This is a genomic window from Pantoea sp. BR_17, from assembly GCF_041955125.1.
Lineage (GTDB): Bacteria > Pseudomonadota > Gammaproteobacteria > Enterobacterales > Enterobacteriaceae > Pantoea > Pantoea stewartii.
On the sequence record NZ_JAVAXT010000011.1, the window covers coordinates 41,405 to 64,530 of the forward strand.

At 55.0% G+C, this 23,126-nt stretch carries 22 protein-coding genes and 1 other RNA gene; 15 read left to right on the forward strand and 8 right to left on the reverse strand.

Going from position 1 to position 23,126, the window contains the following annotated elements; translation table 11 throughout:
* Positions 1 to 211: 211 nt before the first annotated feature.
* Positions 212 to 1,183 carry a TerC family protein gene (locus RAC60_RS16570; protein WP_375094053.1) on the forward strand — a complete coding sequence of 324 codons (972 nt, stop codon included), beginning with the start codon at positions 212 to 214 and terminating at the stop codon, positions 1,181 to 1,183.
* A 55-nt stretch (positions 1,184 to 1,238) separates the two neighbouring features.
* Here the strand turns inward: RAC60_RS16570 and RAC60_RS16575 are convergent, their stop codons facing one another.
* Genes RAC60_RS16575 through uxaC form a run of 3 tightly spaced genes read right to left on the reverse strand, consistent with a single transcriptional unit; the run spans position 1,239 to position 5,598 of the window.
* A complete protein-coding gene (locus RAC60_RS16575; RefSeq protein WP_006118300.1) occupies positions 1,239 to 2,729 on the reverse strand; it encodes a UxaA family hydrolase in 1,491 nt (496 codons plus the stop codon).
* The gene (locus RAC60_RS16580) at positions 2,729 to 4,180 is read right to left on the reverse strand and encodes a tagaturonate reductase (RefSeq protein WP_375094077.1); all 1,452 of its coding nucleotides are present in this window, start codon (positions 4,178 to 4,180) and stop codon (positions 2,729 to 2,731) included. The genes RAC60_RS16575 and RAC60_RS16580 overlap by 1 nt, the downstream gene beginning before the upstream one ends.
* A gap of 2 nt (positions 4,181 to 4,182) precedes the next feature.
* Positions 4,183 to 5,598 (reverse strand): glucuronate isomerase, encoded by a 1,416-nt coding sequence (gene uxaC, locus RAC60_RS16585; RefSeq protein ID WP_033739988.1) that lies wholly within the window; start codon positions 5,596 to 5,598, stop codon positions 4,183 to 4,185.
* Positions 5,599 to 5,997: 399 nt separating this feature from the next.
* Between uxaC and RAC60_RS16590 the strand changes: the two genes are divergently transcribed.
* The 11 genes from RAC60_RS16590 (at position 5,998) to RAC60_RS16640 (ending at position 13,156) form a co-directional block, all read left to right on the forward strand.
* A complete protein-coding gene (locus RAC60_RS16590; protein WP_039341892.1) occupies positions 5,998 to 7,302 on the forward strand; it encodes an MFS transporter in 1,305 nt (434 codons plus the stop codon).
* A gap of 87 nt (positions 7,303 to 7,389) precedes the next feature.
* On the forward strand, positions 7,390 to 8,166 hold the full coding sequence (exuR, locus tag RAC60_RS16595) for a transcriptional regulator ExuR (protein WP_006118304.1): 777 nt from the start codon (positions 7,390 to 7,392) through the stop codon (positions 8,164 to 8,166).
* Between the two features lie 313 nt (positions 8,167 to 8,479).
* Positions 8,480 to 9,154: a DedA family protein gene (locus RAC60_RS16600; RefSeq protein ID WP_006118305.1), complete on the forward strand. Its 675-nt coding sequence runs from the start codon at positions 8,480 to 8,482 to the stop codon at positions 9,152 to 9,154.
* The gene (gene mzrA, locus RAC60_RS16605) at positions 9,151 to 9,498 is read left to right on the forward strand and encodes an EnvZ/OmpR regulon moderator MzrA (RefSeq protein WP_006118306.1); all 348 of its coding nucleotides are present in this window, start codon (positions 9,151 to 9,153) and stop codon (positions 9,496 to 9,498) included. Before RAC60_RS16600 ends, mzrA begins: the two co-directional genes overlap by 4 nt.
* A 184-nt stretch (positions 9,499 to 9,682) precedes the next feature.
* Positions 9,683 to 10,057, forward strand: a complete 375-nt coding sequence (locus RAC60_RS16610; RefSeq protein WP_033739991.1) for a DUF1090 domain-containing protein — start codon at positions 9,683 to 9,685, stop codon at positions 10,055 to 10,057.
* Between the two features lie 35 nt (positions 10,058 to 10,092).
* Positions 10,093 to 10,398 (forward strand): YqjD family protein, encoded by a 306-nt coding sequence (locus RAC60_RS16615; protein ID WP_006118308.1) that lies wholly within the window; start codon positions 10,093 to 10,095, stop codon positions 10,396 to 10,398.
* A gap of 2 nt (positions 10,399 to 10,400) precedes the next feature.
* A complete protein-coding gene (locus tag RAC60_RS16620) occupies positions 10,401 to 10,796 on the forward strand; it encodes a phage holin family protein (RefSeq protein WP_006118309.1) in 396 nt (131 codons plus the stop codon).
* Positions 10,796 to 11,080, forward strand: a complete 285-nt coding sequence (locus tag RAC60_RS16625; RefSeq protein WP_006118310.1) for a YqjK-like family protein — start codon at positions 10,796 to 10,798, stop codon at positions 11,078 to 11,080. The genes RAC60_RS16620 and RAC60_RS16625 overlap by 1 nt, the downstream gene beginning before the upstream one ends.
* 202 nt (positions 11,081 to 11,282) lie before the next feature.
* A complete protein-coding gene (locus tag RAC60_RS16630; RefSeq protein ID WP_033739992.1) occupies positions 11,283 to 11,693 on the forward strand; it encodes a DoxX family protein in 411 nt (136 codons plus the stop codon).
* Positions 11,694 to 11,867: 174 nt separating this feature from the next.
* Complete coding sequence (locus tag RAC60_RS16635; protein WP_054633050.1) at positions 11,868 to 12,491, forward strand: cytochrome b/b6 domain-containing protein; 624 nt, start codon at positions 11,868 to 11,870, stop codon at positions 12,489 to 12,491.
* Positions 12,464 to 13,156, forward strand: coding sequence for a VIT family protein (locus RAC60_RS16640; RefSeq protein ID WP_006118313.1), 693 nt, complete (start codon positions 12,464 to 12,466; stop codon positions 13,154 to 13,156). The genes RAC60_RS16635 and RAC60_RS16640 overlap by 28 nt, the downstream gene beginning before the upstream one ends.
* Positions 13,157 to 13,182: 26 nt before the next feature.
* Here the strand turns inward: RAC60_RS16640 and RAC60_RS16645 are convergent, their stop codons facing one another.
* Entirely contained in the window at positions 13,183 to 14,103 is a 921-nt protein-coding gene (locus tag RAC60_RS16645) for a formyltransferase family protein (protein WP_375094054.1), read from the reverse strand.
* A gap of 255 nt (positions 14,104 to 14,358) precedes the next feature.
* Between RAC60_RS16645 and RAC60_RS16650 the strand changes: the two genes are divergently transcribed.
* Positions 14,359 to 15,333: a glutathione S-transferase family protein gene (locus tag RAC60_RS16650; protein WP_205958860.1), complete on the forward strand. Its 975-nt coding sequence runs from the start codon at positions 14,359 to 14,361 to the stop codon at positions 15,331 to 15,333.
* A 58-nt stretch (positions 15,334 to 15,391) separates the two neighbouring features.
* Here RAC60_RS16650 and tdcC read toward each other — a convergent pair whose 3' ends face one another.
* From tdcC to rsmI, 4 genes are all read right to left on the reverse strand, one after another.
* On the reverse strand, positions 15,392 to 16,720 hold the full coding sequence (gene tdcC / locus RAC60_RS16655; protein ID WP_039341878.1) for a threonine/serine transporter TdcC: 1,329 nt from the start codon (positions 16,718 to 16,720) through the stop codon (positions 15,392 to 15,394).
* Positions 16,721 to 17,308: 588 nt separating this feature from the next.
* A complete protein-coding gene (locus RAC60_RS16660; protein ID WP_033739994.1) occupies positions 17,309 to 18,919 on the reverse strand; it encodes a glucan biosynthesis protein in 1,611 nt (536 codons plus the stop codon).
* Between the two features lie 460 nt (positions 18,920 to 19,379).
* Positions 19,380 to 19,755: RNase P RNA component class A (rnpB, locus tag RAC60_RS16665), an RNA gene on the reverse strand.
* A 54-nt stretch (positions 19,756 to 19,809) separates the two neighbouring features.
* Complete coding sequence (gene rsmI, locus RAC60_RS16670; protein WP_006118319.1) at positions 19,810 to 20,670, reverse strand: 16S rRNA (cytidine(1402)-2'-O)-methyltransferase; 861 nt, start codon at positions 20,668 to 20,670, stop codon at positions 19,810 to 19,812.
* Between the two features lie 62 nt (positions 20,671 to 20,732).
* Between rsmI and RAC60_RS16675 the strand changes: the two genes are divergently transcribed.
* Together RAC60_RS16675 and RAC60_RS16680 are read left to right on the forward strand one after the other, a co-directional pair.
* Positions 20,733 to 22,772 carry a penicillin-binding protein activator gene (locus RAC60_RS16675; RefSeq protein WP_058708640.1) on the forward strand — a complete coding sequence of 680 codons (2,040 nt, stop codon included), beginning with the start codon at positions 20,733 to 20,735 and terminating at the stop codon, positions 22,770 to 22,772.
* Positions 22,730 to 23,125: a YraN family protein gene (locus RAC60_RS16680; protein ID WP_006118321.1), complete on the forward strand. Its 396-nt coding sequence runs from the start codon at positions 22,730 to 22,732 to the stop codon at positions 23,123 to 23,125. Before RAC60_RS16675 ends, RAC60_RS16680 begins: the two co-directional genes overlap by 43 nt.
* Position 23,126 lies beyond the last annotated feature (1 nt).

Consider the following 23,126-nt stretch of genomic DNA (forward strand, 5'->3'; position numbering starts at 1 on the left):
CAGCCACGTAATTTATCGGCTTGCAAAGGGGAGTAACTTGTAAGCTGATTGATCGTCACTACGTTGCGTACGCATCCGGTCATCAGGCAACCCAGAATCCATTCCTGAGTTGTAAGTGAGACCTTGCCGGAAGGCGAGGTTTGCTTACACAGAATAAGCGGCTGACGTCTTCTGACCTCAGCCGTTTTTTTATTTCAGACAGGATACGATTATGCAAACTGTAGGTACGCCACTCCTCTGGGGCAGTTTTGCGGTTGTAGTACTTATCATGCTGGCGATTGACCTGTTCCTGCAGGGCCGTCGCGGTTCGCAAACCATGTCCTTCAAACAGGCTGCCGTCTGGTCGCTGATTTGGGTCTCCGTCTCGCTCCTGTTCAGTGCGGCGTTCTGGTGGTATCTGGACGGTACCGTCGGGCGTGACGTGGCGACCAGTCAGACGCTGGCTTTCCTGACCGGTTACGTGCTGGAAAAATCGCTGGCGGTAGACAACGTCTTTGTCTGGCTGATGCTGTTCAGCTACTTCTCTGTTCCGGCCAACCTGCAACGCCGCGTCCTGATCTACGGTGTACTGGGCGCTATCGTTTTGCGCACCATCATGATTTTTGCGGGTAGCTGGCTGGTAACGCAGTTTAGCTGGATCCTCTATGTATTCGGTGCCTTCCTGCTGTTTACCGGTATCAAAATGGCGATGGCGAAAGAGGACGATGCAGCCGTAGGTGACAAACCGGTTGTGCGCTGGCTGCGTAAACATCTGCGCATGACCGATACGCTGGACGGGGAAAAATTCTTTACGCGGAAAAACGGCGTGCTGTTTGCGACGCCGCTGCTTTTGGTACTGATCATGGTCGAACTGAGCGATGTCATTTTTGCCGTCGACAGCATTCCGGCCATCTTTGCCGTCACCACCGATCCCTTTATCGTTCTGACCTCAAACCTGTTTGCGATTCTGGGTCTGCGCGCCATGTACTTCCTGCTGTCTAACGTGGCGGAACGTTTCTCAATGCTGAAATATGGTCTGGCTGTCGTGCTGGTCTTTATCGGTATAAAAATGTTGATTGTCGATATCTACCACATTCCGGTAGCGATATCGCTGGGCATCGTCGGAACGATTCTGGCGTCGACGCTGCTGATCAACGCCTGGGTTAACCGTCAGAATGACAAAAAGAAGCTGAATAAGCCGTAACGGCACGGCAAGGAAAAACACGGAACAAGGGCGGCATGGGTGCCGCCCTTATGATTTACAGCGTCACACCGCTCTTGAAAATCGCGAGCTCACGAAAATCATTTTGTTCGTTACGGGTGCGTTGCCCGTTGGCAATGGCCACAATCGTGTCCACGAAATCGGCCAGCAGCGCCTCCATGCTCATGCCCTCAACCAGCCTTCCGGCATTAAAATCAATCCAGTGCGGTTTCTTTTCAGCCAGCGGCGTATTGGTGGCCAGCTTAACGGTCGGTACGAATCCGCCGTAAGGGGTTCCGCGTCCGGTGCTGAACAGCACCATATGACAGCCTGCGCCCGCCAGGGCACTGGTCGCCACTGCATCATTGCCCGGTGCGCTTAACAGATTAAGGCCGGGTACCGTCAGGCGTTCACCGTACTTCAGTACGTCCACCACCTGACTTTGCCCCGCTTTTTGTGTGCAACCGAGCGACTTCTCTTCCAGCGTAGTGATGCCGCCGGCTTTATTGCCCGGAGACGGATTTTCATAAATAGGTTGATGGTGATCGATAAAGTACTGTTTGAAATCGTTGATCATTGCCACGGTTTTATCGAAGGTCGCGCGGTCGCGACAGCGCCCCATCAGAATGCGCTCGGCACCAAACATTTCGGGGACTTCGGTCAGCACCGTGGTGCCGCCGTTGGCGATCATCTGATCAGAAAAACGCCCCAGCAGCGGATTGGCGGTAATGCCTGAGAAGCCATCAGAGCCGCCACATTCCAGACCAAATTTCAGCTCGCTGAGTTTGCCCGGTGTACGGCGATCGTGACGCATTTTTTCGTACAGTGCGTGTAGGCGTTCCAGCCCGGCTTCTATTTCATCGTCATGCTGCTGGCAGACCATGAACGCAACGCGGTCGCTTTCAAACGCCCCTAATGTCTCACGAAAGGCATCGACCTGATTATTTTCACAGCCCAGGCCAATCACCAGCACCGCGCCCGCGTTTGGATGACGCACCATGTTTTGCAACATGGTGCGGGTGTTCTCATGGTCCTGGCCCAACTGTGAACAGCCAAATGTGTGGCTGAAAAGAAACGCCCCGTCGGTTCCGGCCGCGTCCTGGGTTTCTTTCAGGAAACGCTGCAGAATTTGCCGGGCAATTCCGTTAACACAGCCGACGGTCGGTAAGATCCACAGCTCGTTGCGAATGCCTGCCTCACCGTTGGCGCGGCGGTAGAGCTGCACGTCGCGATCGCCAGGTTGAGGCGTTAAGGCTGGCGGCTCTGGCTGGTAGTCGTACTGGTCGAGATCGCTAAGATTGGTACGTGCATTGTGCGAATGCACCCGTTCTCCGGCCCCGATAGCCTGCGTGGCGTGCGCGATGGGCAACCCGTATTTCACGACCGTTTCGCCTTTCTCCAGCGAGCGTAAGGCAAACTTATGCCCCCGCTCCACGGCCTGTCGTAACGTCACGGGGTGATCCGCCAGCGCAATTGACGTCCCGATGTCGATATCCTGCAACGCCACGGCGACATTGTCCTGCGGATGAATTTTTATGGCGTCTTGCATCATGATCTCCGGTGGCTCAGCGCGTCGCGTATTCCATGCGCGAGAATGCGTTGCAGATGGTGGCTGACCGTTTCGGTCAGGCCGGGTAGCTGAGTTAAATCCTGTCCCCAGTGCGATGCCTCACCTAAAACCTGCTGAACCAACGCCGCGGGAGAAAGACGTTGTGCGCTGACGGCAGCCCAGCTCTCTGCATAACGCTGCAACCAGTACGGCTCGTCCTGCAAAGTCCAGCGCTTGTCTGCCTGTTCGCCCCGGTAAAACGCGATCAGGGCGGCAAGCGCAAACGTCAGGTTTGTTGGCCACTGACCGGTTTGCTGATGGGCAGTCAGTAATGGCTGCAGCAAACGTGTGCGAAATTTGGTCATGCCATTAAGAGCGATAGACAGCAGCGCATGGTGGATAAAGGGGTTACGAAAGCGGCGCAGTACCGCGTCGGCGAAGGCGTTAAGCTCATCAGCGGGCAAATCGAGCGTAGGGATGATCTCTTTGCGCAGGAGATCGTCAATATACCCAGCGACCTGTGTATCCTCCATCGCATCGCCCACGCTCTCCAGGCCCGCCAGAAACGCCACCGGCACCATTGCGGTGTGCGCGCCATTCAGAATGGCCACTTTTTGGGCTTTATACGGGGCGATATCCTCAACCCGGCGCACGTTGGGTGCCAGCGCCGTCAGCCTGAGTTCGTCAAACAGCGCGGCGGGGCCTTGCAGAACGAACTGATAATAGACCTCGCCCGCTACCAGGAAGTGATCCTGATAACCCAGTTGTGCCTCAAGCGCAGCGCTGTCGGCCGGAAACCCGGTGACGATGCGATCCACCAGCGTATTATAGAACGCACAGCTTGTCATTACCCAGCGTGTAAAGGCGTCCGGTAACTGCCAGTGTTCGGCATAGCGCAGCACTAGCGCGCGCAGCATATCGCCATTATGATCGACCAACTCGCACGGCACGATAAGCCAGCCTTTGCTTTCGTCACCGGCAACGTGCTGATAACGCGCCCAAAGCAGCTGCGTCAGTTTGCCGGGAAAGCTGGCGGCGGGCGAATCGGTCAGCCGATCCGTTTCGCTAAACGCGATGCCCGCTTCGGTGGTATTCGAGAAAACAAAGCGCATGTCGGGCTGGCGCGCCAGCGCCATAAACGCATCGAACTGCGTGTAAGGCTGGATTTCACGGTTCACACTGCGGATCAGGCGGCTTTCGCTCACCGACTCACCCTGCGCGTTCAGGCCACGAACCAGGGTCGTATAAAGGCCGTCCTGCTGATTCAACGTGTCGCTGACTTCGCGATTGCGCGGCCTGACCACCACCACACCGGCATCCGTTCCCTGATGCTCATTGAGCCAGTCCAGTTGCCAGTCGATAAAAGCACGCAGAAAATTGCCTTCACCAAACTGAATCACGCGATCGTGGTAGACCGCGCCGGGAAAGTCGTGGCGGTTCAGCCGCGTCATCATCAGGCTCCCAGCTCAATGCCAAAATAGTCGCGCGCATTGTTAAAGCAGATGTTTTGCACCATCTGTCCTAACAAGGCTTCATCGGCAGGGGCTTCGCCGTGATCCACCCAACGACCAATCATCTGACACAGCAGACGACGGAAATACTCGTGGCGGGTATACGAGAGGAAGCTTCGGCTGTCGGTTAACATGCCCACGAAACGGCTCAGCAGACCGATTTGGGCCAGCTGCGTCATCTGACGTTGCATGCCATCCAGTTGATCGTTAAACCACCAGGCGGAGCCAAACTGCATTTTCCCGGCCTGGCCTTCTCCCTGGAAGTTGCCGGCCATAGTTGCCAGCACTTCGTTGTCACGCGGATTCAGGCAATAAAGGACCGTTTTAGGCAGCGCATTATTGAGGTTTTGCGCACCCAGCAAACGAGCCAGCGGTTCTGCCACAGGCTGATCGTTAATGGAGTCAAAACCGACGTCCGCGCCTAACAGCTGGAACTGGCGCTGATTGGTATTGCGTAACGCACCAATGTGGTATTGCTGCACCCATCCGCGACGGGCGTACTCGCCGCCCAGCCAGACCAGCACCGCCGTTTTGAACTGGGCAATCGCCTGCGCATCGGGTTTGGCACCACTGCGACGGTGCGCCAGAATCCTGTCCAGCGTCGTTTCATCGGCCTCGGCATAACACACGACATCCAGCGCATGATCGGAAATCTTACAGCCGTGTGCGGCAAAGTGGTCCAGCCGTTTGCTGAGCGCCTGACGCAAATCATCGAAGCGTTGCACGCTGACATCGGTAAGGCTTTCCAGCTTTTCAATCCACGGCAGGAAGGTGTCCGCTTCGATGTTGAACGCTTTATCCGGACGCCAGCTTGGCAGCACCTTAACGTTGAAACTGCCGTCTTCGGCGATCGCACGATGGTGCACCAGATCGTCCAGCGGATCGTCGGTGGTGCCGACCATTTTCACATTCATCTGCTGCATGATACCGCGCGCGGTGAAAGCGTCCTGAGCCAGCAGATCGTTACAGCGCTGCCAGATCTCATCCGCCGTTTTTTCTGACAACAGGACGCCGGTAATCCCGAACGGGCGACGCAGCTCCAGGTGCGTCCAATGGTAAAGCGGGTTGCCGATGGTGTGCGGTACGGTCCGTGCCCAGGCATTAAATTTCTCGCGATCGCTGGCATCACCGGTGCACAGCGCCTCAGCCACGCCGTTTGCCCGCATCGCGCGCCATTTATAGTGATCCCCTTTCAGCCAGATATCGTAGAGATTGGCAAAACGGTAGTTTTCAGCGATCTGTTGCGGCGGTAAATGGCAGTGATAGTCGTAGACAGGCTGGTCTTTGGCGTAGTCGTGGTAAAGACGACGGGCGAACTCTGTGTCCAGCAAAAAATCCTCGGTCATGAAACGCGACATAAAAAGCTTCCTTATGGGATACACCCTGAATGGCTCAAAGTTATCATACCAATTTTCACTGACTGCCGTTTTTTTTACGACTCAGGTCACATTTAAGCGAGATTTTTCCCCCGAAAAGCGACCTTTTTGCCGCCGGCAGCGCGCTAACTGGCTGTGTTCTCATCTGTTTGCAGTATCCCACATGCGATTACGGGTTTTTGTGATGGCTTTCAACTTTTAAAGTTGTATAACAAGTTAGGCTCTCGCTTTACCGCAAGGTAACAAACTTCTGACATAAGGCAAGGCAGATAACGGTCGCTCAGGCAGGGCCGGCGGGCGTGAGCAGAGCTGTATCACGAGATGTCCCGCTCCAGATAACAACAGCGGTTTGACCGCATACACAACTGGAAGAGGTACAGAATGCGTAAGATCAAAGGATTACGCTGGTATATGATTGGCCTGGTGACGCTGGGGACGGTACTGGGTTATCTGACGCGTAACACTATTGCCGTAGCAGCGCCAACCTTACAGACCGAGCTGCACATCACCACCCAGCAATACTCGTACATTGTGGCGGCGTACTCCGCCTGCTATACCGTGATGCAGCCCGTTGCGGGTTATGTGCTCGACCTGCTAGGCACCAAAGTCGGTTATGCGGTCTTTGCCGTACTGTGGGCCACATTCTGCGCCGCGACCGCGCTGGCAGGCAGCTGGGGCGGACTGGCCCTGGCGCGTGGCGCTGTCGGTGCCGCCGAGGCAGCCATGATCCCCGCCGGGCTCAAAGCCAGTAGCGAATGGTTCCCGGCAAAAGAGCGCTCCGTCGCAGTGGGCTACTTCAATGTGGGCTCATCCATTGGTGCCATGGTCGCGCCGCCGCTGGTCGTGTGGGCTATTGTGGCGCACAGCTGGCAAATGGCGTTTATCATCGCAGGCGTACTGAGCATGATTTGGGCGCTGTGCTGGCTGGTGTTCTACAAGCATCCTAAGCAGCAAAACAAGCTGAGCGACGAAGAACGTAACTACATCATTTCAGGTCAGGAATTGCAGCATCAGACAGGTAACACGACCAAAATGTCGGCACTGCAGATCCTGCGTAACCGCCAGTTCTGGGGCATTGCGCTGCCGCGTTTCCTGGCCGAACCTGCGTGGGGCACCTTTAACGCCTGGATCCCGCTGTTTATGTTTAAGGTTTACGGTTTCAACCTGAAAGAGATCGCGCTATTTGCCTGGATGCCCATGCTGTTTGCTGACTTTGGCTGTATTCTGGGTGGCTACCTGCCCCCGCTGTTTCAACGCTGGTTTGGCGTAAACCTGATCGTGTCGCGCAAAATGGTGGTCACAATGGGCGCAATATTGATGATAGGCCCGGGCACCATTGGTTTGTTCACCAGCCCGTACGTTGCCATCGCGTTGTTATGTGTTGGCGGCTTTGCCCATCAGGCACTCTCTGGCGCGTTGATTACGCTCTCTTCTGACGTTTTTGGCCGTAATGAAGTGGCCACCGCCAATGGTTTAACCGGTATGGCGGCCTGGACAGCCAGCACGCTGTTTGCGCTGGTGGTTGGCGCGCTGGCAGATACGTTAGGTTTCAGTCCCCTGTTCGCTGCGCTGGCCGTGTTTGATTTGCTGGGCGCCATCGTCATCTGGACCGTCCTGAAAAATCAACCGGTGTCGGAACTGCAGACGCCACATTCGCCTTCTCAGGCTGCGCCCGTTCGCAGCTAATCTCCCGGGCTGGCCTGCGCCAGCCCTTTTCTTCAGTTACAGCAAAGTGGTATAACAACTTATCTGCTTGTTACTTTGGATCGTGCTATGGACCTCACCGAATCGCGTCGACTTTATCAACAACTGGCCAGCGAATTAAAACGGCGCATTGAAAATGGCGTTTATCAGGTGGGAGACAAGCTGCCCGCAGAGCGTCTGATTGCCGAAGAAATGCAGGTCAGTCGCACAGTGGTCCGCGAAGCCATCATCATGCTGGAAGTAGAAGGCTATGTTGAGGTACGCAAAGGCTCGGGTATTCATGTGATAGCCAGCCAGCAGCAAACCCGTGTGGCTGAGTCCAGCAGTCAGTTGGAGTTCGCCACCTTTGGTCCCTTTGAACTCCTTCAGGCGCGTCAGCTGATTGAAAGTAATGTCGCCGAATTCGCCGCCACGCAGGTAACGCGTCAGGATATTGTCGACCTGATGGCGATTCAGGAGAAAGCCCGTCAGGAGGACCATTTCAGGGACTCAGAATGGGATATGCACTTCCATGTTCGTATTGCGCAGTCCACGCAGAACAGTGCCCTCGCGGCCATTGTCGAAAAAATGTGGCTGCACCGGTTACACAATCCCTACTGGCTCAAACTGCACGAGCATATCGATCAGCGCAGTATTCTCAGCTGGTGTGACGATCACGATCAGATTCTTAAAGCACTCATCCGCAAAGATCCTGCCGCCAGTAAGCTGGCAATGTGGCAACATCTCGAAAATACTAAGCAGATGTTATTTAACGCCACCGCCGACGATTTTGAATTTAATGTCGACCGCTACATGTTCAGCGAAAATCCGGTTGTCTTACCTGATGCCGATACGATTCAGCGCTAATCTGACCTAAAAACAGTCAGTTAATCTGCAATAGTGTCAGAACATGTAAAACTCCTTTTTACATCGTAATGGAGAGGGTAAAACTCCTGTTCGTTTAGGAGTAGTTCTGTCTCCGAAGCTGGATTTTTGTTACAGTTATCACCCTTTTCTTACCTTTTGCGTTAAGGGCTTATCAAATCGCTGATTTAACAATCAGTTCTGGAAGGATCCAGACATGCATGCTCAGACGGTCACCCCAGAATTTATAACTAACTGTCAGTCTGCGCTTTAGTCCCTGTGGGACATGTTCAACGATGATGTTCGGGAATGATTGATGGAAATTTTGCAAGCGCTGCTGCATGCCTTATGGCAACAGGATTATGAAACGCTTTCTGATCCAACACTGGTGTGGGCGATTTACGGCGTTTTATTCATGATTCTTTTTCTGGAAAACGGTTTACTGCCTGCCGCTTTCCTTCCCGGGGACAGTCTGCTGATTCTGGTTGGCGTGCTGATTGCCAAGGGGACAATGAGCTTCCCGCTGACGATCCTGGTCTTAACAACAGGTGCCAGCCTTGGCTGCTGGGTCAGCTATATTCAGGGCCGATGGCTCGGCAATACGCCCACCGTACAAAACTGGTTATCGCACCTTCCCGCCCGCTATCATCAGCGGGCCCATAATCTGTTTCATCGCCACGGATTATCCGCCTTACTGGTTGGCCGTTTTATCGCCTTTGTCCGCACCTTACTGCCCACGATTGCCGGGCTGTCCGGTTTAAGTAATGCCCGTTTCCAGTTTTTTAACTGGATGAGTGGCTTCCTGTGGGTAGTGATTCTGACCGTTCTGGGCTTCGCGCTGGGTAAAACCCCTATTTTTCGGCGTTATGAAGATGAGCTGATGTTCTTTCTGATGATGCTGCCGCTGGTGTTACTGGTGGTGGGATTAATCGGTTCGCTGGTTGTTCTCTGGCGCAAGCGCCGTGCAAATCAGCGGGGGACCGGCTTATGAAAACATTACAGGCCATACCTAAACACTGGCGGCCCTGGTTGATTGGCGGTGCATTCGCGCTGATTGCGATAAGCCTGGTACCCGGTCTGATGCGCCATGAAAATGTGGTACAGATTCGCGTTTCGCATGCGGGTGCCCCGATGCCGGACGGCTTTTATTTATACCAACAGTTGAGCGCGCAAGGTATTCGCATCAAAAGCATCACACCGGCAGGTGATGCGCTGGTTATTCATTTCGACAATGAAGAGCAGAGCCTGGCCGCGCAAAAAGTGTTGCGTCGCTTGCTGCCTGAGGGCTTTATCGTCGCGCAACACGATCAATCGCCTCACCTCTCTCTCGCCTGATGCGCGTTTCTTTATACGTTCAGCGTTTATCGACTGCGCGCTGAACGTTTCCCCGTATATCGGTGATCTTTGGACTTTTTCCACCTGATGTCTATGCTTAAACTGAGGCGGGTTTCAACGCACACCGTGAAGCGGTTGCGCCGCGTTGATGTAAATCAGGCAACAATGGAAGGTACTACGCCTAATGAAAAATAAATTACTGCTGGGCATCGTGTTGTTTTCGCTTTCAGGTTCATTGATGGCGGCGGAATCGCTGTGCCAGCAAAAAGAACAGGACATACAGCACGAAATTGAGATGGCGAAGAAGCATAACAATCAGCGCCGGGTAAACGGCCTTGAGCGCGCCCTTACTGAGGTGCGCGCGGGCTGCACGGACAAAAAGCTGAAAGCTTCACATCTGGAAAAAATCAACGCGCAGAAACAGAAAGTGGCTGAGCGTGAACGCGAACTCAAGGAAGAGCGCGATGAAGGTCATGATAAGGACAAGATAGCAAAACGCGAACATAAGCTGGAAGAAGCACGCCAGGAGCTTAAGAAGTTACAGGCGGAGCCCTATTAATCGGATTCACTCTACTGATGTTAAAGGAGTATTTTATGTCTAAAGACACATCATCGGAACATTTGCGTGCTGAGCTGAAAAACCTGGCGGATACGCTGGAAGAAGTGCTGAGCAGCGGCACAGAAAAATCGAAAAGTGAACTGGATAAACTGCGTCATAAAGCGCGCGTGGCGCTGGACAGCTCCCGCGAGCGTTTAGGTGAATCCGGCGAGCGCCTGGCAGCCACTACGCGCGAAGCGGCACAAAAAGCAGACGGTTATGTACGTGATAACCCGTGGCATGGTGTCGGTATTGGCGCGGCGATCGGTGTCGCTATCGGTATGCTGATCTCGCGTCGTTAACCATGACCGATTCACAGCAGAACCACGGACCAGCTAAAGGGGTGATCACGATTGGTCAGCGTATCGTTACGACGCTGGTCAGTATGGTCGAAACACGCGTTCGTCTGGCAGTGGCAGAGCTGGAAGAAGAAAAGGCCAATCTGATACAGATGTTGTTGATGCTTGGCCTGACGATGCTTTTTACTGCTTTTGGCCTGATGAGCCTGATGGTGCTGATTATCTGGGCAGTCGATGCGCAGTACCGTCTTATGGCGATAGCCATCACCACCGGCGTACTGTTCCTGCTGGCGTTGATTTTTGGGCTCTGGACACTGCGTAAATCACGCCAGTCGACGCTGCTGCGTCATACGCGTAAAGAGCTGGCCAACGATCGTGATTTGCTTGAGGATAACCGCTAATGAGCCGCCGCGAACGTGAAGCGCGTATAGAAGAGTTGCTTAAACAGGTTCAGCAACAGCGCCTTGATCTCAGCGCGGCGCGGCGTGGCTGGCTCGAAATCACGGCACCTTACGACCGTGGCTGGTTTACCTTTTTGAGCCTTAAACGCTATCTGGCCATTGGCAGCAGCGCGTTAGCGATTTACTCCATCCGCAGTCCCAACCGCCTGTTACGCTGGGCCAAGCGCGGCTTTGGCCTGTGGAGCACCTGGCGCATGGTTAAGTCAACCTTCCCCCCGCGCTGACATCACCAGGCCAGTCCATTGTGACTGGCTTTTTCTTTTGTCAGATTTACTGAATAACATCGACAGTTTATATCGCTTACAACTGTCACGCCTCGCGACTATCATCTCCAGCTATCAGCCCAGCGGTTTGCTATCAGGCGGCCAACGGGAATATTCACTGCGGGCATTCCTGCCTTGCAAACTTATAGCGTTGGAGTAGATGATGAAAAAATTCGAAGACAGTGGTTTGTTGGCCGCCCGTATCCTGATGACCATTCTGTTTATCACCGCAGGCTGGGGCAAAATTACCGGTTATGCAGGTACACAGCACTACATGGAAGCGATGGGCGTCCCCGGCTTCATGTTGCCACTGGTTATCCTGCTGGAGTTTGGCGGCGGTCTGGCGATCATGTTTGGCTTCCTGACCCGTTTCACCGCGCTGTTCACCGCGGGCTTCACGATTCTGACCGCCTTCCTGTTTCACAGTAACTTTGCCGAAGGCGTGAACCAGCTGATGTTTATGAAAAACCTGTCTATCGCTGGCGGTTTCCTGGTGTTAGGTCTGGTTGGACCGGGCGCGTACAGCATCGATCGCCTGATCAGTAAAAAGCCACAGGGTGTTCTGGCGCGCTAATTCACCGCCAGCAATCCCGCTTTAGCTGAACGCACCGGCTGCTTTTTCCGGTGCGTTTTGCTTTTTTGCTGCCTGCCGTCTCGCCGCTTCTCCGGTACCGCGGAGAAACGCTTAAGGTAAGCCTAATCTACGCATGAAAATATAGTGTCCTGTTCTTTTCATTTCAGGATTGCTATGAACATGTCTTACAGGCAGTGGCTCCCTCATCACGATGCGCCTTTTTTTCGACGTCTCCATCTCTTCGTTGCCGTCCTCATCCTTTCCCAGATCATCAATTCCGGTTTCACCGAACGTGAAGCGCTGGGCGGGCACAGTCTGGAAACGGTGATCACCTGGTTTCATATCCTGTCTGGCCTGTTACTGATTGTCGCCGGATTCGCTATGCTGATCTGGATGCGCATGCAGCGCGGCTTACACTGGTACTTTTCGTGGCTGACGCTGGATTTCCGCGGTATTCGGGACGATCTCGCCTGTCTGGCGCGCATGAAATTACCCGACGCGCACAGTGGCGGCATCGCTGCCACCGTACAGGGGCTGGGCGTTAGCGCGTTGCTTGTGGTGGCCTGCTCAGGCGCGCTATGGTTTTTACTTAACAGCACATCGTTCGCGTCGCCGGGTCTGACGCATGCAGTGCTGCACTGGCACAGGTTCCTGACCACGTTTGTCGAAATCTATTTTTACAGCCACGGTGCAATGGGCGTGCTGCATATTCTGCTTTCGCACGATGAAAATAAGCGTACCCGTCGGGTCGCTGATCACAGGGATAACGAATGCAACACAGTGAAACGCATAAAATAGAACACGCAGGCTGGCTGCGCGCGGCCGTTCTGGGGGCTAATGACGGGATTGTCTCAACCGCGAGCCTGCTGGCAGGCGTGGTGTCAGCCAGTAGTGCCCCCCACACGGTATTGCTCGCCGGGCTGGCGGGAATCGTCGGCGGCGCGATGTCGATGGCCACGGGAGAATATGTCTCCGTGTCTTCACAGTCAGATAGCGAACAGGCCTCTCTGCAGCAAGAAAAAGCCGAGCTGGAGGCTGACTTTGCGGCGGAAACCGTTGAACTGACGGCGATTTACCAGGCGCGCGGGCTGTCTGCTGACCTGGCTCATCAGGTAGCAGAACAACTGATGGCCCATGATGCCCTGGCCGCACATGCCCGGGACGAGCTGGGCATTACCGACTTCAGCAGCGCGAAACCTCTTCAGGCCGCGCTGTTTTCCGCTATCAGCTTTGCCTCCGGCAGCGTGCTGCCGTTTGCTGTCGCCCTGCTCATTACCGGGCCCTTCGCCCTGCCCGCGATTGCATTGTCGGCCCTGCTGGCGCTGGCACTACTGGGTGCCCTGGCAGCTAAAGCGGGGGATGCGCCCGTACGCAAAAGTATCATGCGCATCTGCTTCTGGAGCCTGCTGGCAATGAGCTTTTCGGCGACCGTCGGCTACCTTACGGGTCAGGTACTGGGCTAGCCGCATAAGGCCGTCCACGAGCCCCATCAGGCCTTCACGGACTGGCCCACCACCAGCCCAAGCTGACTGGCCAGAACCCGGCCTGAAACAGATTCACCGTCCGGGCCCTGCCCTTGCAGGATTTCGAGTTGCCCTTGTCCACAGCGAATGATCAGGGGCGATAGTGATACAACCTCACCCGCACGCCCGCTGTTATCGCCGTTCATCACCCGGGTTTGCCAGACGGTAAACCTTTGCGTGCGGGTAAAGCTGAACGCCCCCGGCCAGGGAAAGTCCAGCGCCCGAACCAGATTGTGGATATTGACGGCACTGTCCTGCCAGTGTATCTCGCCGTCCTCGGGTTTGCGGCTGCCCCAGCAGCTGGCGGCCCGTTCATCCTGCGGTGTTTCTGTCAGCTCGCCCGCCACCAGCGCCTTAAGCCAGCCCGGCAACATCTTGCCCGTCGTTGCCACTAAGCGCGTATGCAAGGCCAGAGCATTATCTTCCGGCAGAATATCCACCGCCTGCTGCGCCAGTATGGGACCGGCATCTGGCCGTTTAATCATGCGGTGCAGCGTAACGCCTGTACGGGTTTCGCCCTTGATAATGACCCAGTTGAGATGGGCGCGGCCACGGTAGGCTGGCAGCAGCGCGGCATGAACGTTATAGGCGCCTTTTGTTACCGAAGACAGGATGGCCTCGCTCAGGACCTGACGGTAGGAGAAGCAGAACAGGTAGTCCGCGTCGAAACTGGCAATACGGGCCTGCCACTCGGCGGTATTCACCTCCTCGGTGATGAATACCGGAATAGCGTGACGACGCGCCAGCTCAGCAACGGAACCATAAAATGGTGTGGCGTTGCCGGGATCGGCATGGGTAAACAACGCACTGATACTGAATCCGGCATCCAGCAGCGCCTGTAATCCGGTACAGGCCATTTCATGGTATCCAAAGACGACGGCTTTCATTGCACTTTCCTTTTTCTCCGCCTCTCCGCACGGACAGGCTGGTGGAATGAGATGCCTGGGGCAGGCAGAATGTCCGACATCATAAAGGAATCGTTACCGGTTTACGTCATCAACCCTTCTCTCAGTGAGAGGCCGTTGAGACGATGGCACAAAATGTCTGACGCCATGCGCGCACAACGCTGTCGCAGTCGCGCATCACCACCTATGGTTAATCAGACGAGAACATTTCATTGCACGACAGAGAGTGGAGACAAGATGGGCCAGTTAATTGATGGTGTCTGGCATGACACCTGGTATGACACAAAATCAACCGGCGGGCGTTTTAAGCGCTCGGAATCCGCATGGCGCAGTTGGGTCACGCCGGATGGCAGCGCCGGCCCGAGTGGCAACGCCGGGTTTGCGGCAGAGCGCGATCGCTATCATCTTTATGTGTCGCTTGCCTGTCCCTGGGCACACCGTACCTTGCTGATGCGTCAGTTAAAAGGGCTGGAGAACATGATCGATGTGTCAGTCGTGCATCCGCTGATGCTGGAAAATGGCTGGACCTTCGATGACAGCTTCCCGGCGGCAACCGGTGACAAGCTGCATCAAAATGAATTTCTTTATCAGCTCTATCTGCACGCGGATAAGGACTACACCGGTCGGGTGACCGTGCCCGTGTTATGGGATAAGCAGCAGAATACTATCGTCAGTAATGAATCTGCCGATATCATTCGCATGTTTAATACCGCCTTCGACGGCGTGGGCGCACGTGCGGGCGACTATTATCCGCCGGCACTGCGCGACAAGATTGATGACCTCAACGGCTGGATTTACGACACGGTCAATAATGGCGTGTATAAGGCGGGGTTTGCCACGTCACAGGCGGCTTATGATGAAGCGGTTACGGCACTCTTTCAGTCGCTGTCCCGTCTGGAACAGATCCTGGGCCAGCACCGTTATCTGACCGGCGACACGTTGACCGAGGCGGATTTACGTTTATGGACTACGCTGGTGCGCTTCGATCCGGTCTACGTCACCCACTTTAAATGTGACCGTCACCGTATCAGTGACTACCTGAATCTGAGCGGTTTCCTGCGGGATATTTACCAGATGCCTGGCATTGCTGAGACCGTGAATCTGGCCCATATTCGCCATCACTACTACTGCAGCCATAAAACCATCAACCCGCACGGCGTAATCTCTGTCGGCCCGGCGTTTAACTGGGATGAACCTCACGGTCGCGGTTAACAGGATGACGCAGACCTGACATGGGGGACATGTCAGGTCAAAACGGCTGCGCGGCCCGTCAGAAAAACTTATACGCAATATTCAAAATCGTCAGCACGCCAATCGCGCTCACGAAAACGTTGTCAGCGCGGCCTTTATATTTCGCCAGCGCCGGAACCCTGCGGATAGCAAACATCGGTAACAGGCACAGCAGCGAGGCGATAATGGGCGCACCCATCGCCTCGATCAGGTCAAGAATATTGGGATTGAGATACGCCACCAGCCAGGTGGACCCCATAATAAAGACCATACTTACGGTGTTCAGCTTACGATGGGACACGGCGTCTTTATCACCGTGGTAGCGGAACTTGATGATTAACCCATTCAGCCCTTCCAGCGTGCCCAGATAGTGGCCAAAGAAGGATTTAAAAATCGCGACCAGGGCGATGACCGACGCGCTGTATTCCAGCACCGTGGAAAAGGTAGACTTTTCACCCGCCATACTGGAGAAGTGATTCGCCAGATAAGACAGCACAGGAATATTTTGTGCCCGGGCATCCGCCATGTCCTGCGGCGACAAGGTAAACAGACAGCTAAAGGCAAAGAACATGACCACTGCCACCATCAGGATGCTGGCGCGGGAGATAATCTGACTGCACTTGTTTTCTGTGTAGGTCCGGCCCATTTCCGGCTCGTACTCCTCCCGTTTCGACACCACGAAAGAAGACACAATGGGCGAGAAGTTAAACGAGAACACCATGATAGAAATGCCAAGCCATACCGTGACGAGAATGCCATCATGCCCGGTAAAGGCCAGATCGTTCAGGTGAACCTGATCGATAACGGCGCGATTCCAGTACGGGATGAGCGACAGTGAAATCAGCACCAGACTGGCAATAAACGGAAACACCAGCCAGCTCATCACTTTGACCATCAAATCTTTACCAAACCCAATCACAAACGCCATCAGCAGCAGCAGACACAGCGCGACGACGCCACGATTAAGTGCGGGCAACAGTAGCTGATATTGCCAGAACGCCATAAACGTGTTGGTGATGGTGACGCCATAAATCCATAACAGCGGGCAAATGGCAAAAAAGTAGAGGAAGGTGATGACCACGCCGCCGGTTTTACCGAAGTGTTCTTCTACGGTGTCGGTAATATTGCCCGATACGTTACTGCCGGACAGGCACAGGCGAGCCAGTGCCCTGTGGCAGAAAAAGGCAATCGGATACGCCAGCACTAACATAATCAGAATGGGGATCAGGCCGCCATAGCCCGCTCTGATAGGAAAGAAAAGGACCCCTGCCCCAATGGCGGTACCAAAAAGTCCCAGTGTCCATGTGGTATCGGACTGACGCCAGATCGACGCTTTTTCCCGGTTGAGAATATTTTCAGAATTACTCATAACTTATCCTTTATGCGTCAGCGAGACCCGAAACCCGGGACAAATCAATATTGCCGCCAGAGAGCGTGTAAACGGTTTACCGCCCCTGAATGTCATGGTCCACGTTGCCGCTGAGCGACGCAGCGCAGGCTAACGCACTGACGCTTTCCGTAACCATCTGGTTTCGCTGAGTCTTTTCAATCAAACACTTACGAATGTCGCCTTCACTTAGTCACCCCTTCTGATCGACCTGTTCGTTCATAACCGCGAAGGTGAGTTCACCCGAACAGGCGACATCGCGGCCATCCGCAAGGGTACCCGAGTACAACAATGGGGCGTCATGGTACCAGCAAAAATGGAGGCTGCCATACCGTCAGGATCAACAGATTGCGCACCGTTGACGGTAAACGCTGGATTCCTTGATCTCAGGGCAGCCACCCTACCGGCCCTCCGCCCATGGCGAAACCGACACCGAAAAGTTCGTCAGGCATCGCCAGACCGATGGCGCCCTACCCGGCAATACTGGGCATTTTCTTGCCAGCAGGGATAAAAACAGGGGATGAGTGCGCGAAAAAAACGCCCACCGGGTGAGTGGGCGTGATGAGGACATTACTTCTTGTCGCAGGCGACCGGCCAGGGCTTCGCGGGGGAGTTAAACGGATGGTACTGATAACACCAGGTTTCAGATACCACGTTTTCCTGCGCTTTCAGATAAAGCTTCAGCTCCACCGGGTCACCGTCCCCCGCCACCAAATCAAACTGCGCCAGCCAGTTGCCGGAGTCATCAGGCAGCTTAGAGACCAGCACGTTCTCAAACGTCCCGCGCGAGGCGGACAGCACGGCTTCCGGCGCAACGCCTGACGGCAGGTGATTCAGGTTGCCACCGTGGAATTCAACGGTGAATTTACGACTGTCATGCGGACGGTCAGATCCCGGCACGCCGCCGCGTCCCAGTCGGGTTGCACCACAGCGCGCCAACGTTGAGGGATAAGGTTCATCGGACAGCCAGTGCAGCCGGTAATGGAAATGATGTTCATCACCCGCTTTGGCTGGCGCATCCGGCACCCACATGGCGACGATATTGTCGTAGATTTCGTCATCGGTCGGTATTTCCACCAGTTGTACCGATCCTTTGCCCCATTTCCCTAGCGGTTCGACCCACAGGTCCGGGCGACGCTCGTAGTGCGCAGCATCCAGGTAGCTGTCGAAATTCCTGTCTTTCTGCAGTAATCCAAAGCCTCGCGGATTCTCGTCGTGGAAGCTTGAGGTGACCACACGCAACGGATTGTTCAGCGGTCGCCAGAGATGTTCACCGCTGCCGGTCCACATTGCCAGACCATCGGAGTCATGCACTTCGGGACGCCAGTCTGTCGCAGCCCCCTTGACCGTTTTTGAGAACCAGTACATGGACGTCAGAGGCGCGATGCCGAAACGCTGAATATCCTTACGCAGGAAAAGCGTGCATTCCACGTCCTGCACCACGCCTTTGCCACGATGCAGGATAAACTTGTAGGCACCCGTTATGCTCGGCCCGTTGAGCAGGGCATAGACCGTGAGGTTTTTGCTGTCATCTTTCGGCGCTTCGAACCAGAAATCCGTGAAATCAGGAAACTCTTCATCCACACCGGGCTGGACGGTATTCAGAGCAATACCGCGAGCGGACAAACCAAACTGCCCTAATTCACCAATAGCGCGGAAATAGGACGCCCCCATGAAGGAAATCCAGTCATTTTGGGGATTGGTTTTTAACGCGTCCTGGCTTGCCAGCACTCTGAAACCTGAAAATACGTTTCCTTCCAGCGCCGGCAACCTGACGCTTTTATCCGTCGTGGTGAAGTAATCAATATTTTGAATGATTTCGCGCGCGGCGTTATTTTCCACTACGTGCATTTTCACCGGCATGCGGTGCAGGCCGTTAACCATGAAAAAGGTGACAGGAAACCGCCCGGCATTTTTGAACAGGGCATATTCCGGTTTGTACACGGTCTTCATGTAGGCGTCATAGGTGATGTTGGACAACAATGACGGATCGAATTCGGTGGGTTTTTCGTAAGGTTTGGCTGCCAGCGCTTTAGCCCGGGCAATCAATGTCTGAAAATTAAATGTTTCGCTGTTACCCAGTTTGAGCACACCTGCTGCCATCGCGCCGGGAGAAATGCCTAAAGCAGATAAGGCAGCAAACGCCCCGGAATACGTTAATAAATCCCTTCTTGTAACCATGATCCACCTGTTTTTTTAATCTTCATTCAATGAATGCGTGCCCAATGGGGCAAAACGTAAAATCAGTGACGTCTGGCGAGCTGCCTTCAACTATAGACGAGAGAAACCGTTGCCTCCCAAACAGATGGCAAGCCATCATGTAACACATCGGATGAGCGTATAGGGCATTGGCGAGAAATTGCATGGGATTTGCCTGAGAAACACGCCCTCTGGCAACCGGCCGCTTATCTTCCCCGATCAAAGGGTATAATGGCCTTCTTTCGCCCGGACGCCCGCACAGAACCGCCCTGCCGCATTTTTTTACCACGGCATCGTGAAACCATCCTGTATGACTCGCGCCTAACAGTGGCTCCCGTGGCAACGTCGTGCGCGTCTTTCCCCTGTGCCTGATGGAGACAGCAAAGCCTGCATAGCTGCGCCATAAAGCAAAAACCCCGCTTGCGCGGGGTTTGCATGAATAAGTCGAAACTGACCGATAAGCCGGGTTCTGTCGTGGACAGTCATTCATCTAGGCCAGTAATCGCTTACTGGCTCAAGCAGCCTACCCGGGTTCAGTACGGGCCGTACCATGTGAACCCCTATTTGGCCTTGCTCCGGGTGGAGTTTACCGTGCCACGGACTGTTACCAGCCGCGCGGTGCGCTCTTACCGCACCCTTTCACCCTTACCTGATCCCATTGCTGGGCCATCGGCGGTTTGCTCTCTGTTGCACTGGTCGTGGGTTTCCCCCCCAGGCGTTACCTGGCACCCTGCCCTATGGAGCCCGGACTTTCCTCCCCTTTGCCCGTCTCCCTCAGAGAGGGACGACGACAAAGCGGCGACTGTCTGGTCAGCTTCGGCGCGCATTATAGAGCGTTTAGCCGGCGCTGTCACGCAGGCAAAACAGGATGCTTACGCCTGCTGATCCAGCGCATATTTATAGAGGGCGTTCTTTTTCACCCCATGAATCTCCGCTGTCAGGGCGGCCGCTTTCTTTAGAGGCAATTCCTGCTGTAACAGGGCCAGTGTGCGCAAGGCCTCCGCTGGCAAAGCCTCTTCATCAGGCTGGTGGCCTTCCACAATCAGCACCATCTCACCTTTGCGGCGATTTTCATCCTCTTTGACCCAGGCTAGCAGTTCCGCCACGGGCGCACCATTGAGATTTTCCCAGGTTTTAGTCAGCTCACGCGCCAGCACGACATAACGATCGGCACCCAACTCGGTCACCATGTCCTGCAGGCTGTCTAACAGACGGTGAGTCGACTCATAAAAAATTAAGGTGCGTGGCTCGTCGGCAAGGGCCCGCAGCGCATCACAGCGTGCCTTGGTTTTGGCTGGCAGAAACCCTTCGTAACAGAAACGATCAGACGGCAATCCCGCTGCGCTTAATGCTGTAATCGCTGCACAGGCACCCGGTAAAGGAACGATGCGAATACCGGCCTCCCGGCAGCGGCGAACCAGGTGGTAACCGGGATCGTTGATCAACGGCGTGCCAGCATCAGAAACCAGAGCTATGCTTTCTCCCTGTTGCAGCCTGGCGAGCAGGATGTCTGCTTTCTGCTGTTCGTTGTGGTCATGAAGTGCGAAGAGTCGCGCATTGATGGCGAAATGTTGTAGCAACAGTCCGGTATGACGTGTATCTTCCGCTGCGACCAGATCGACGCTGGAAAGTACCGCTAGCGCCCGCTGGGTAATGTCAGCCAAATTACCTATTGGGGTTGGCACGATGTAAAGCGTGCTGGCGGAAATGTCTGCCCGATCGAGTTGTTTCATTGTTTCATCCGAATTGCCGATTTAATATTGAGCATCTTGAAAAAAACATCACTGGATACAGTATGCTTCCTTCAAAAATCGTTCGTCATAAAGCAGGACGCTTTGTGCCTGTCCTTCTTGCTGGTCTGATTTTAGCCGCGTGTAGTGGCCAGGGTCCCAAAAGCCAGTCCGTAGACATTCAGGGGCCAGCCACCAATAATTCTGCTTACTATCTGCAACAGGTGCAGCAAAGCAGCGATGATAGCAAGACCGACTGGCAATTACTCGCAATCCGCGCCTTGTTAAAAGAGGGAAAATATCCTCAGGCCGACCAGGCGATTGGCGAACTGCCTAATCAACTGTCCTCAACACAGCAACAGGAATTACGCTTGCTGAAAGCCCAGTCGCTGATTGGACAGCAAAAAGTGGCTGACGCGCAGCAACTGTTGAGCCAGGTGAAAACCAGTGAACTGTCTCAGGATCAACTGGCGCGCTACTACGATTTGCAGATCGCCAGCGCACAGGGGAAAACCTCTCTGGCCCTGCTCCGTGCCTACATTGCCCAGGAACCGTTGCTGAAGGGTGACGCACGTCAGAAGAACATTGATGCAACCTGGCAGGCACTGACGCAACTGTCACAGCAAGACATGAACGCGCTGGTCATCAATGCCGATGAAAACATCCTGCAGGGCTGGCTGGATCTGCTGACCGCCTGGCACGCCAATGCGCAGGATGCCAACATGCTTAAGTCGGCCATTAAAGACTGGCAGACGCGCTATCCCGACAATCCCGCGTCCAAAACCTTGCCGACGCAGCTGAGCCAGGTGCAGAACTTCACCAAAGCGTCCACCAGCACCATCGCGCTGCTGCTGCCACTCAACGGTCAGGCTCAGATGTTTGCCAGCGCCATCCAGAAAGGCTTCAACGACGCGAAGAACGGTGTTATCCCGGCGGCACCTCAGGCAACGCCGGGCAGCGCACAGGATCCCATCGCGATGAATCAGCAGCAGCCTGCTGATGCCAACACGGTTGTCAGCCCCTCAGCCGCGCCTACGGCAACAACGCAGACGGGCACGGCGCAGCAACCTGCCACGACCGCCCAGCAGCCTCAACAGCAGCAACAGCCGTCGGCGCAACCGGCCAGTAATGCGCAGGTTAAAGTCTATGACACCAGCAGCCAGCCCATCGCCCAGGTGATGCAGCAGGCGCAACAGGATGGCGCGACACTGGTCGTCGGCCCGCTGTTGAAAAACAACGTCGAAACCGTCGCCAACAGCCAGACACCGTTGAACGTTCTGGCCCTGAATGAGCCGGAACACATCCAGAACCATCCCAATATCTGCTACTTTGCGCTGTCGCCAGAAGATGAAGCGCGCGATGCGGCTCACCATATCTGGGATCAGGGTAAGCGCCAGCCGCTGCTGTTGCTCCCGCGTAATGGCCTGGGCGATCGCGTCGCAACGGCCTTTGCGAAAGAGTGGCAGTCACTGGGCGGTGGCACCGTGCTCCAGCAGCGTTTCGGTTCGGTTTCAGAGCTTAAGCAGGGCATCAACAGCGGTGCAGGAATTAGCATGAGCGGGACGCCGGTGGTTATCCCTTCTGCGTCCCAACCGCAGAACGTGTCCGTTGCAGGGCTGACTATACCGGCCCCCCAAACCAGCGCACCGGCAGCCAGCGAATCGGGTGCGGTAGATGCGGCCTATATCGTGTCGACGCAGGATGAACTGCAGCTGATTAAACCGATGATCAGCATGCGCACCGGCAGCCGCAGTAATGTCGCGCTCTACGCCAGTTCCCGTAGTGCTCAGGCTGGCGCAGGCCCGGATTTCCGTCTGGAAATGGAAGGCCTGCAGTACAGCGATATCCCTCTGCTGTCCGGCGCCAATCCAGGCCTGATGCAGCAGGCCGCCCGGTCGTTTAACAACGATTATTCACTGGTGCGCCTGTATGCCATGGGGATGGATGCCTGGACGCTGGCTAACCACTTCAATCAGATGCGTCAGGTGCCTGGCTTCTCTCTTGATGGCAATACCGGCAAGCTCAGCGCGACGCCTGATTGCGTGATCAACAGGAAGTTGACATGGAACCAGTATCGTCAGGGCAATATCGTACCGGCCAGCTAAACCGCCGCCGTACAGGTGCCGAATATGAACAACGCGCCCGCCGCTATCTTGAGCGGGCGGGGTTAACATGGGTCGCCAGCAATGTGTACTATCGCGCAGGTGAACTTGACCTGATAATGCGAGACAACCAATGCTGGGTGTTTGTCGAAGTGCGTTACCGCCGTAACGCACGATTTGGCGGCAGTCTGGCCAGCATTACCCGACAGAAACAACACAAGCTGCTGCGTGCTGCCTCTCTCTGGCTGGCGCAACGCGGCGGCAGTTTTGAAACAGTGAATTGCCGTTTCGACATCATCGCCATTACAGGCCCGGCGCTCGAATGGTTGCCCAATGCCTTTAATGCAGACGTTTAGA

Excerpts from the sequence above, each read along its gene's own strand:
- RAC60_RS16570 (WP_375094053.1), top strand. The coding sequence starts at position 212 with ATGCAAACTGTAGGTACGCCACTCCTCTGGGGCAGTTTTGCGGTTGTA.
- RAC60_RS16575 (WP_006118300.1), bottom strand. The coding sequence starts at position 2,729 with ATGCAAGACGCCATAAAAATTCATCCGCAGGACAATGTCGCCGTGGCG.
- RAC60_RS16580 (WP_375094077.1), bottom strand. The coding sequence starts at position 4,180 with ATGACGCGGCTGAACCGCCACGACTTTCCCGGCGCGGTCTACCACGAT.
- uxaC (WP_033739988.1), bottom strand. The coding sequence starts at position 5,598 with ATGTCGCGTTTCATGACCGAGGATTTTTTGCTGGACACAGAGTTCGCC.
- RAC60_RS16590 (WP_039341892.1), top strand. The coding sequence starts at position 5,998 with ATGCGTAAGATCAAAGGATTACGCTGGTATATGATTGGCCTGGTGACG.
- exuR (WP_006118304.1), top strand. The coding sequence starts at position 7,390 with ATGGACCTCACCGAATCGCGTCGACTTTATCAACAACTGGCCAGCGAA.
- RAC60_RS16600 (WP_006118305.1), top strand. The coding sequence starts at position 8,480 with ATGGAAATTTTGCAAGCGCTGCTGCATGCCTTATGGCAACAGGATTAT.
- mzrA (WP_006118306.1), top strand. The coding sequence starts at position 9,151 with ATGAAAACATTACAGGCCATACCTAAACACTGGCGGCCCTGGTTGATT.
- RAC60_RS16610 (WP_033739991.1), top strand. The coding sequence starts at position 9,683 with ATGAAAAATAAATTACTGCTGGGCATCGTGTTGTTTTCGCTTTCAGGT.
- RAC60_RS16615 (WP_006118308.1), top strand. The coding sequence starts at position 10,093 with ATGTCTAAAGACACATCATCGGAACATTTGCGTGCTGAGCTGAAAAAC.
- RAC60_RS16620 (WP_006118309.1), top strand. The coding sequence starts at position 10,401 with ATGACCGATTCACAGCAGAACCACGGACCAGCTAAAGGGGTGATCACG.
- RAC60_RS16625 (WP_006118310.1), top strand. The coding sequence starts at position 10,796 with ATGAGCCGCCGCGAACGTGAAGCGCGTATAGAAGAGTTGCTTAAACAG.
- RAC60_RS16630 (WP_033739992.1), top strand. The coding sequence starts at position 11,283 with ATGAAAAAATTCGAAGACAGTGGTTTGTTGGCCGCCCGTATCCTGATG.
- RAC60_RS16635 (WP_054633050.1), top strand. The coding sequence starts at position 11,868 with ATGAACATGTCTTACAGGCAGTGGCTCCCTCATCACGATGCGCCTTTT.
- RAC60_RS16640 (WP_006118313.1), top strand. The coding sequence starts at position 12,464 with ATGCAACACAGTGAAACGCATAAAATAGAACACGCAGGCTGGCTGCGC.
- RAC60_RS16645 (WP_375094054.1), bottom strand. The coding sequence starts at position 14,103 with ATGAAAGCCGTCGTCTTTGGATACCATGAAATGGCCTGTACCGGATTA.
- RAC60_RS16650 (WP_205958860.1), top strand. The coding sequence starts at position 14,359 with ATGGGCCAGTTAATTGATGGTGTCTGGCATGACACCTGGTATGACACA.
- tdcC (WP_039341878.1), bottom strand. The coding sequence starts at position 16,720 with ATGAGTAATTCTGAAAATATTCTCAACCGGGAAAAAGCGTCGATCTGG.
- RAC60_RS16660 (WP_033739994.1), bottom strand. The coding sequence starts at position 18,919 with ATGGTTACAAGAAGGGATTTATTAACGTATTCCGGGGCGTTTGCTGCC.
- rsmI (WP_006118319.1), bottom strand. The coding sequence starts at position 20,670 with ATGAAACAACTCGATCGGGCAGACATTTCCGCCAGCACGCTTTACATC.
- RAC60_RS16675 (WP_058708640.1), top strand. The coding sequence starts at position 20,733 with ATGCTTCCTTCAAAAATCGTTCGTCATAAAGCAGGACGCTTTGTGCCT.
- RAC60_RS16680 (WP_006118321.1), top strand. The coding sequence starts at position 22,730 with ATGGAACCAGTATCGTCAGGGCAATATCGTACCGGCCAGCTAAACCGC.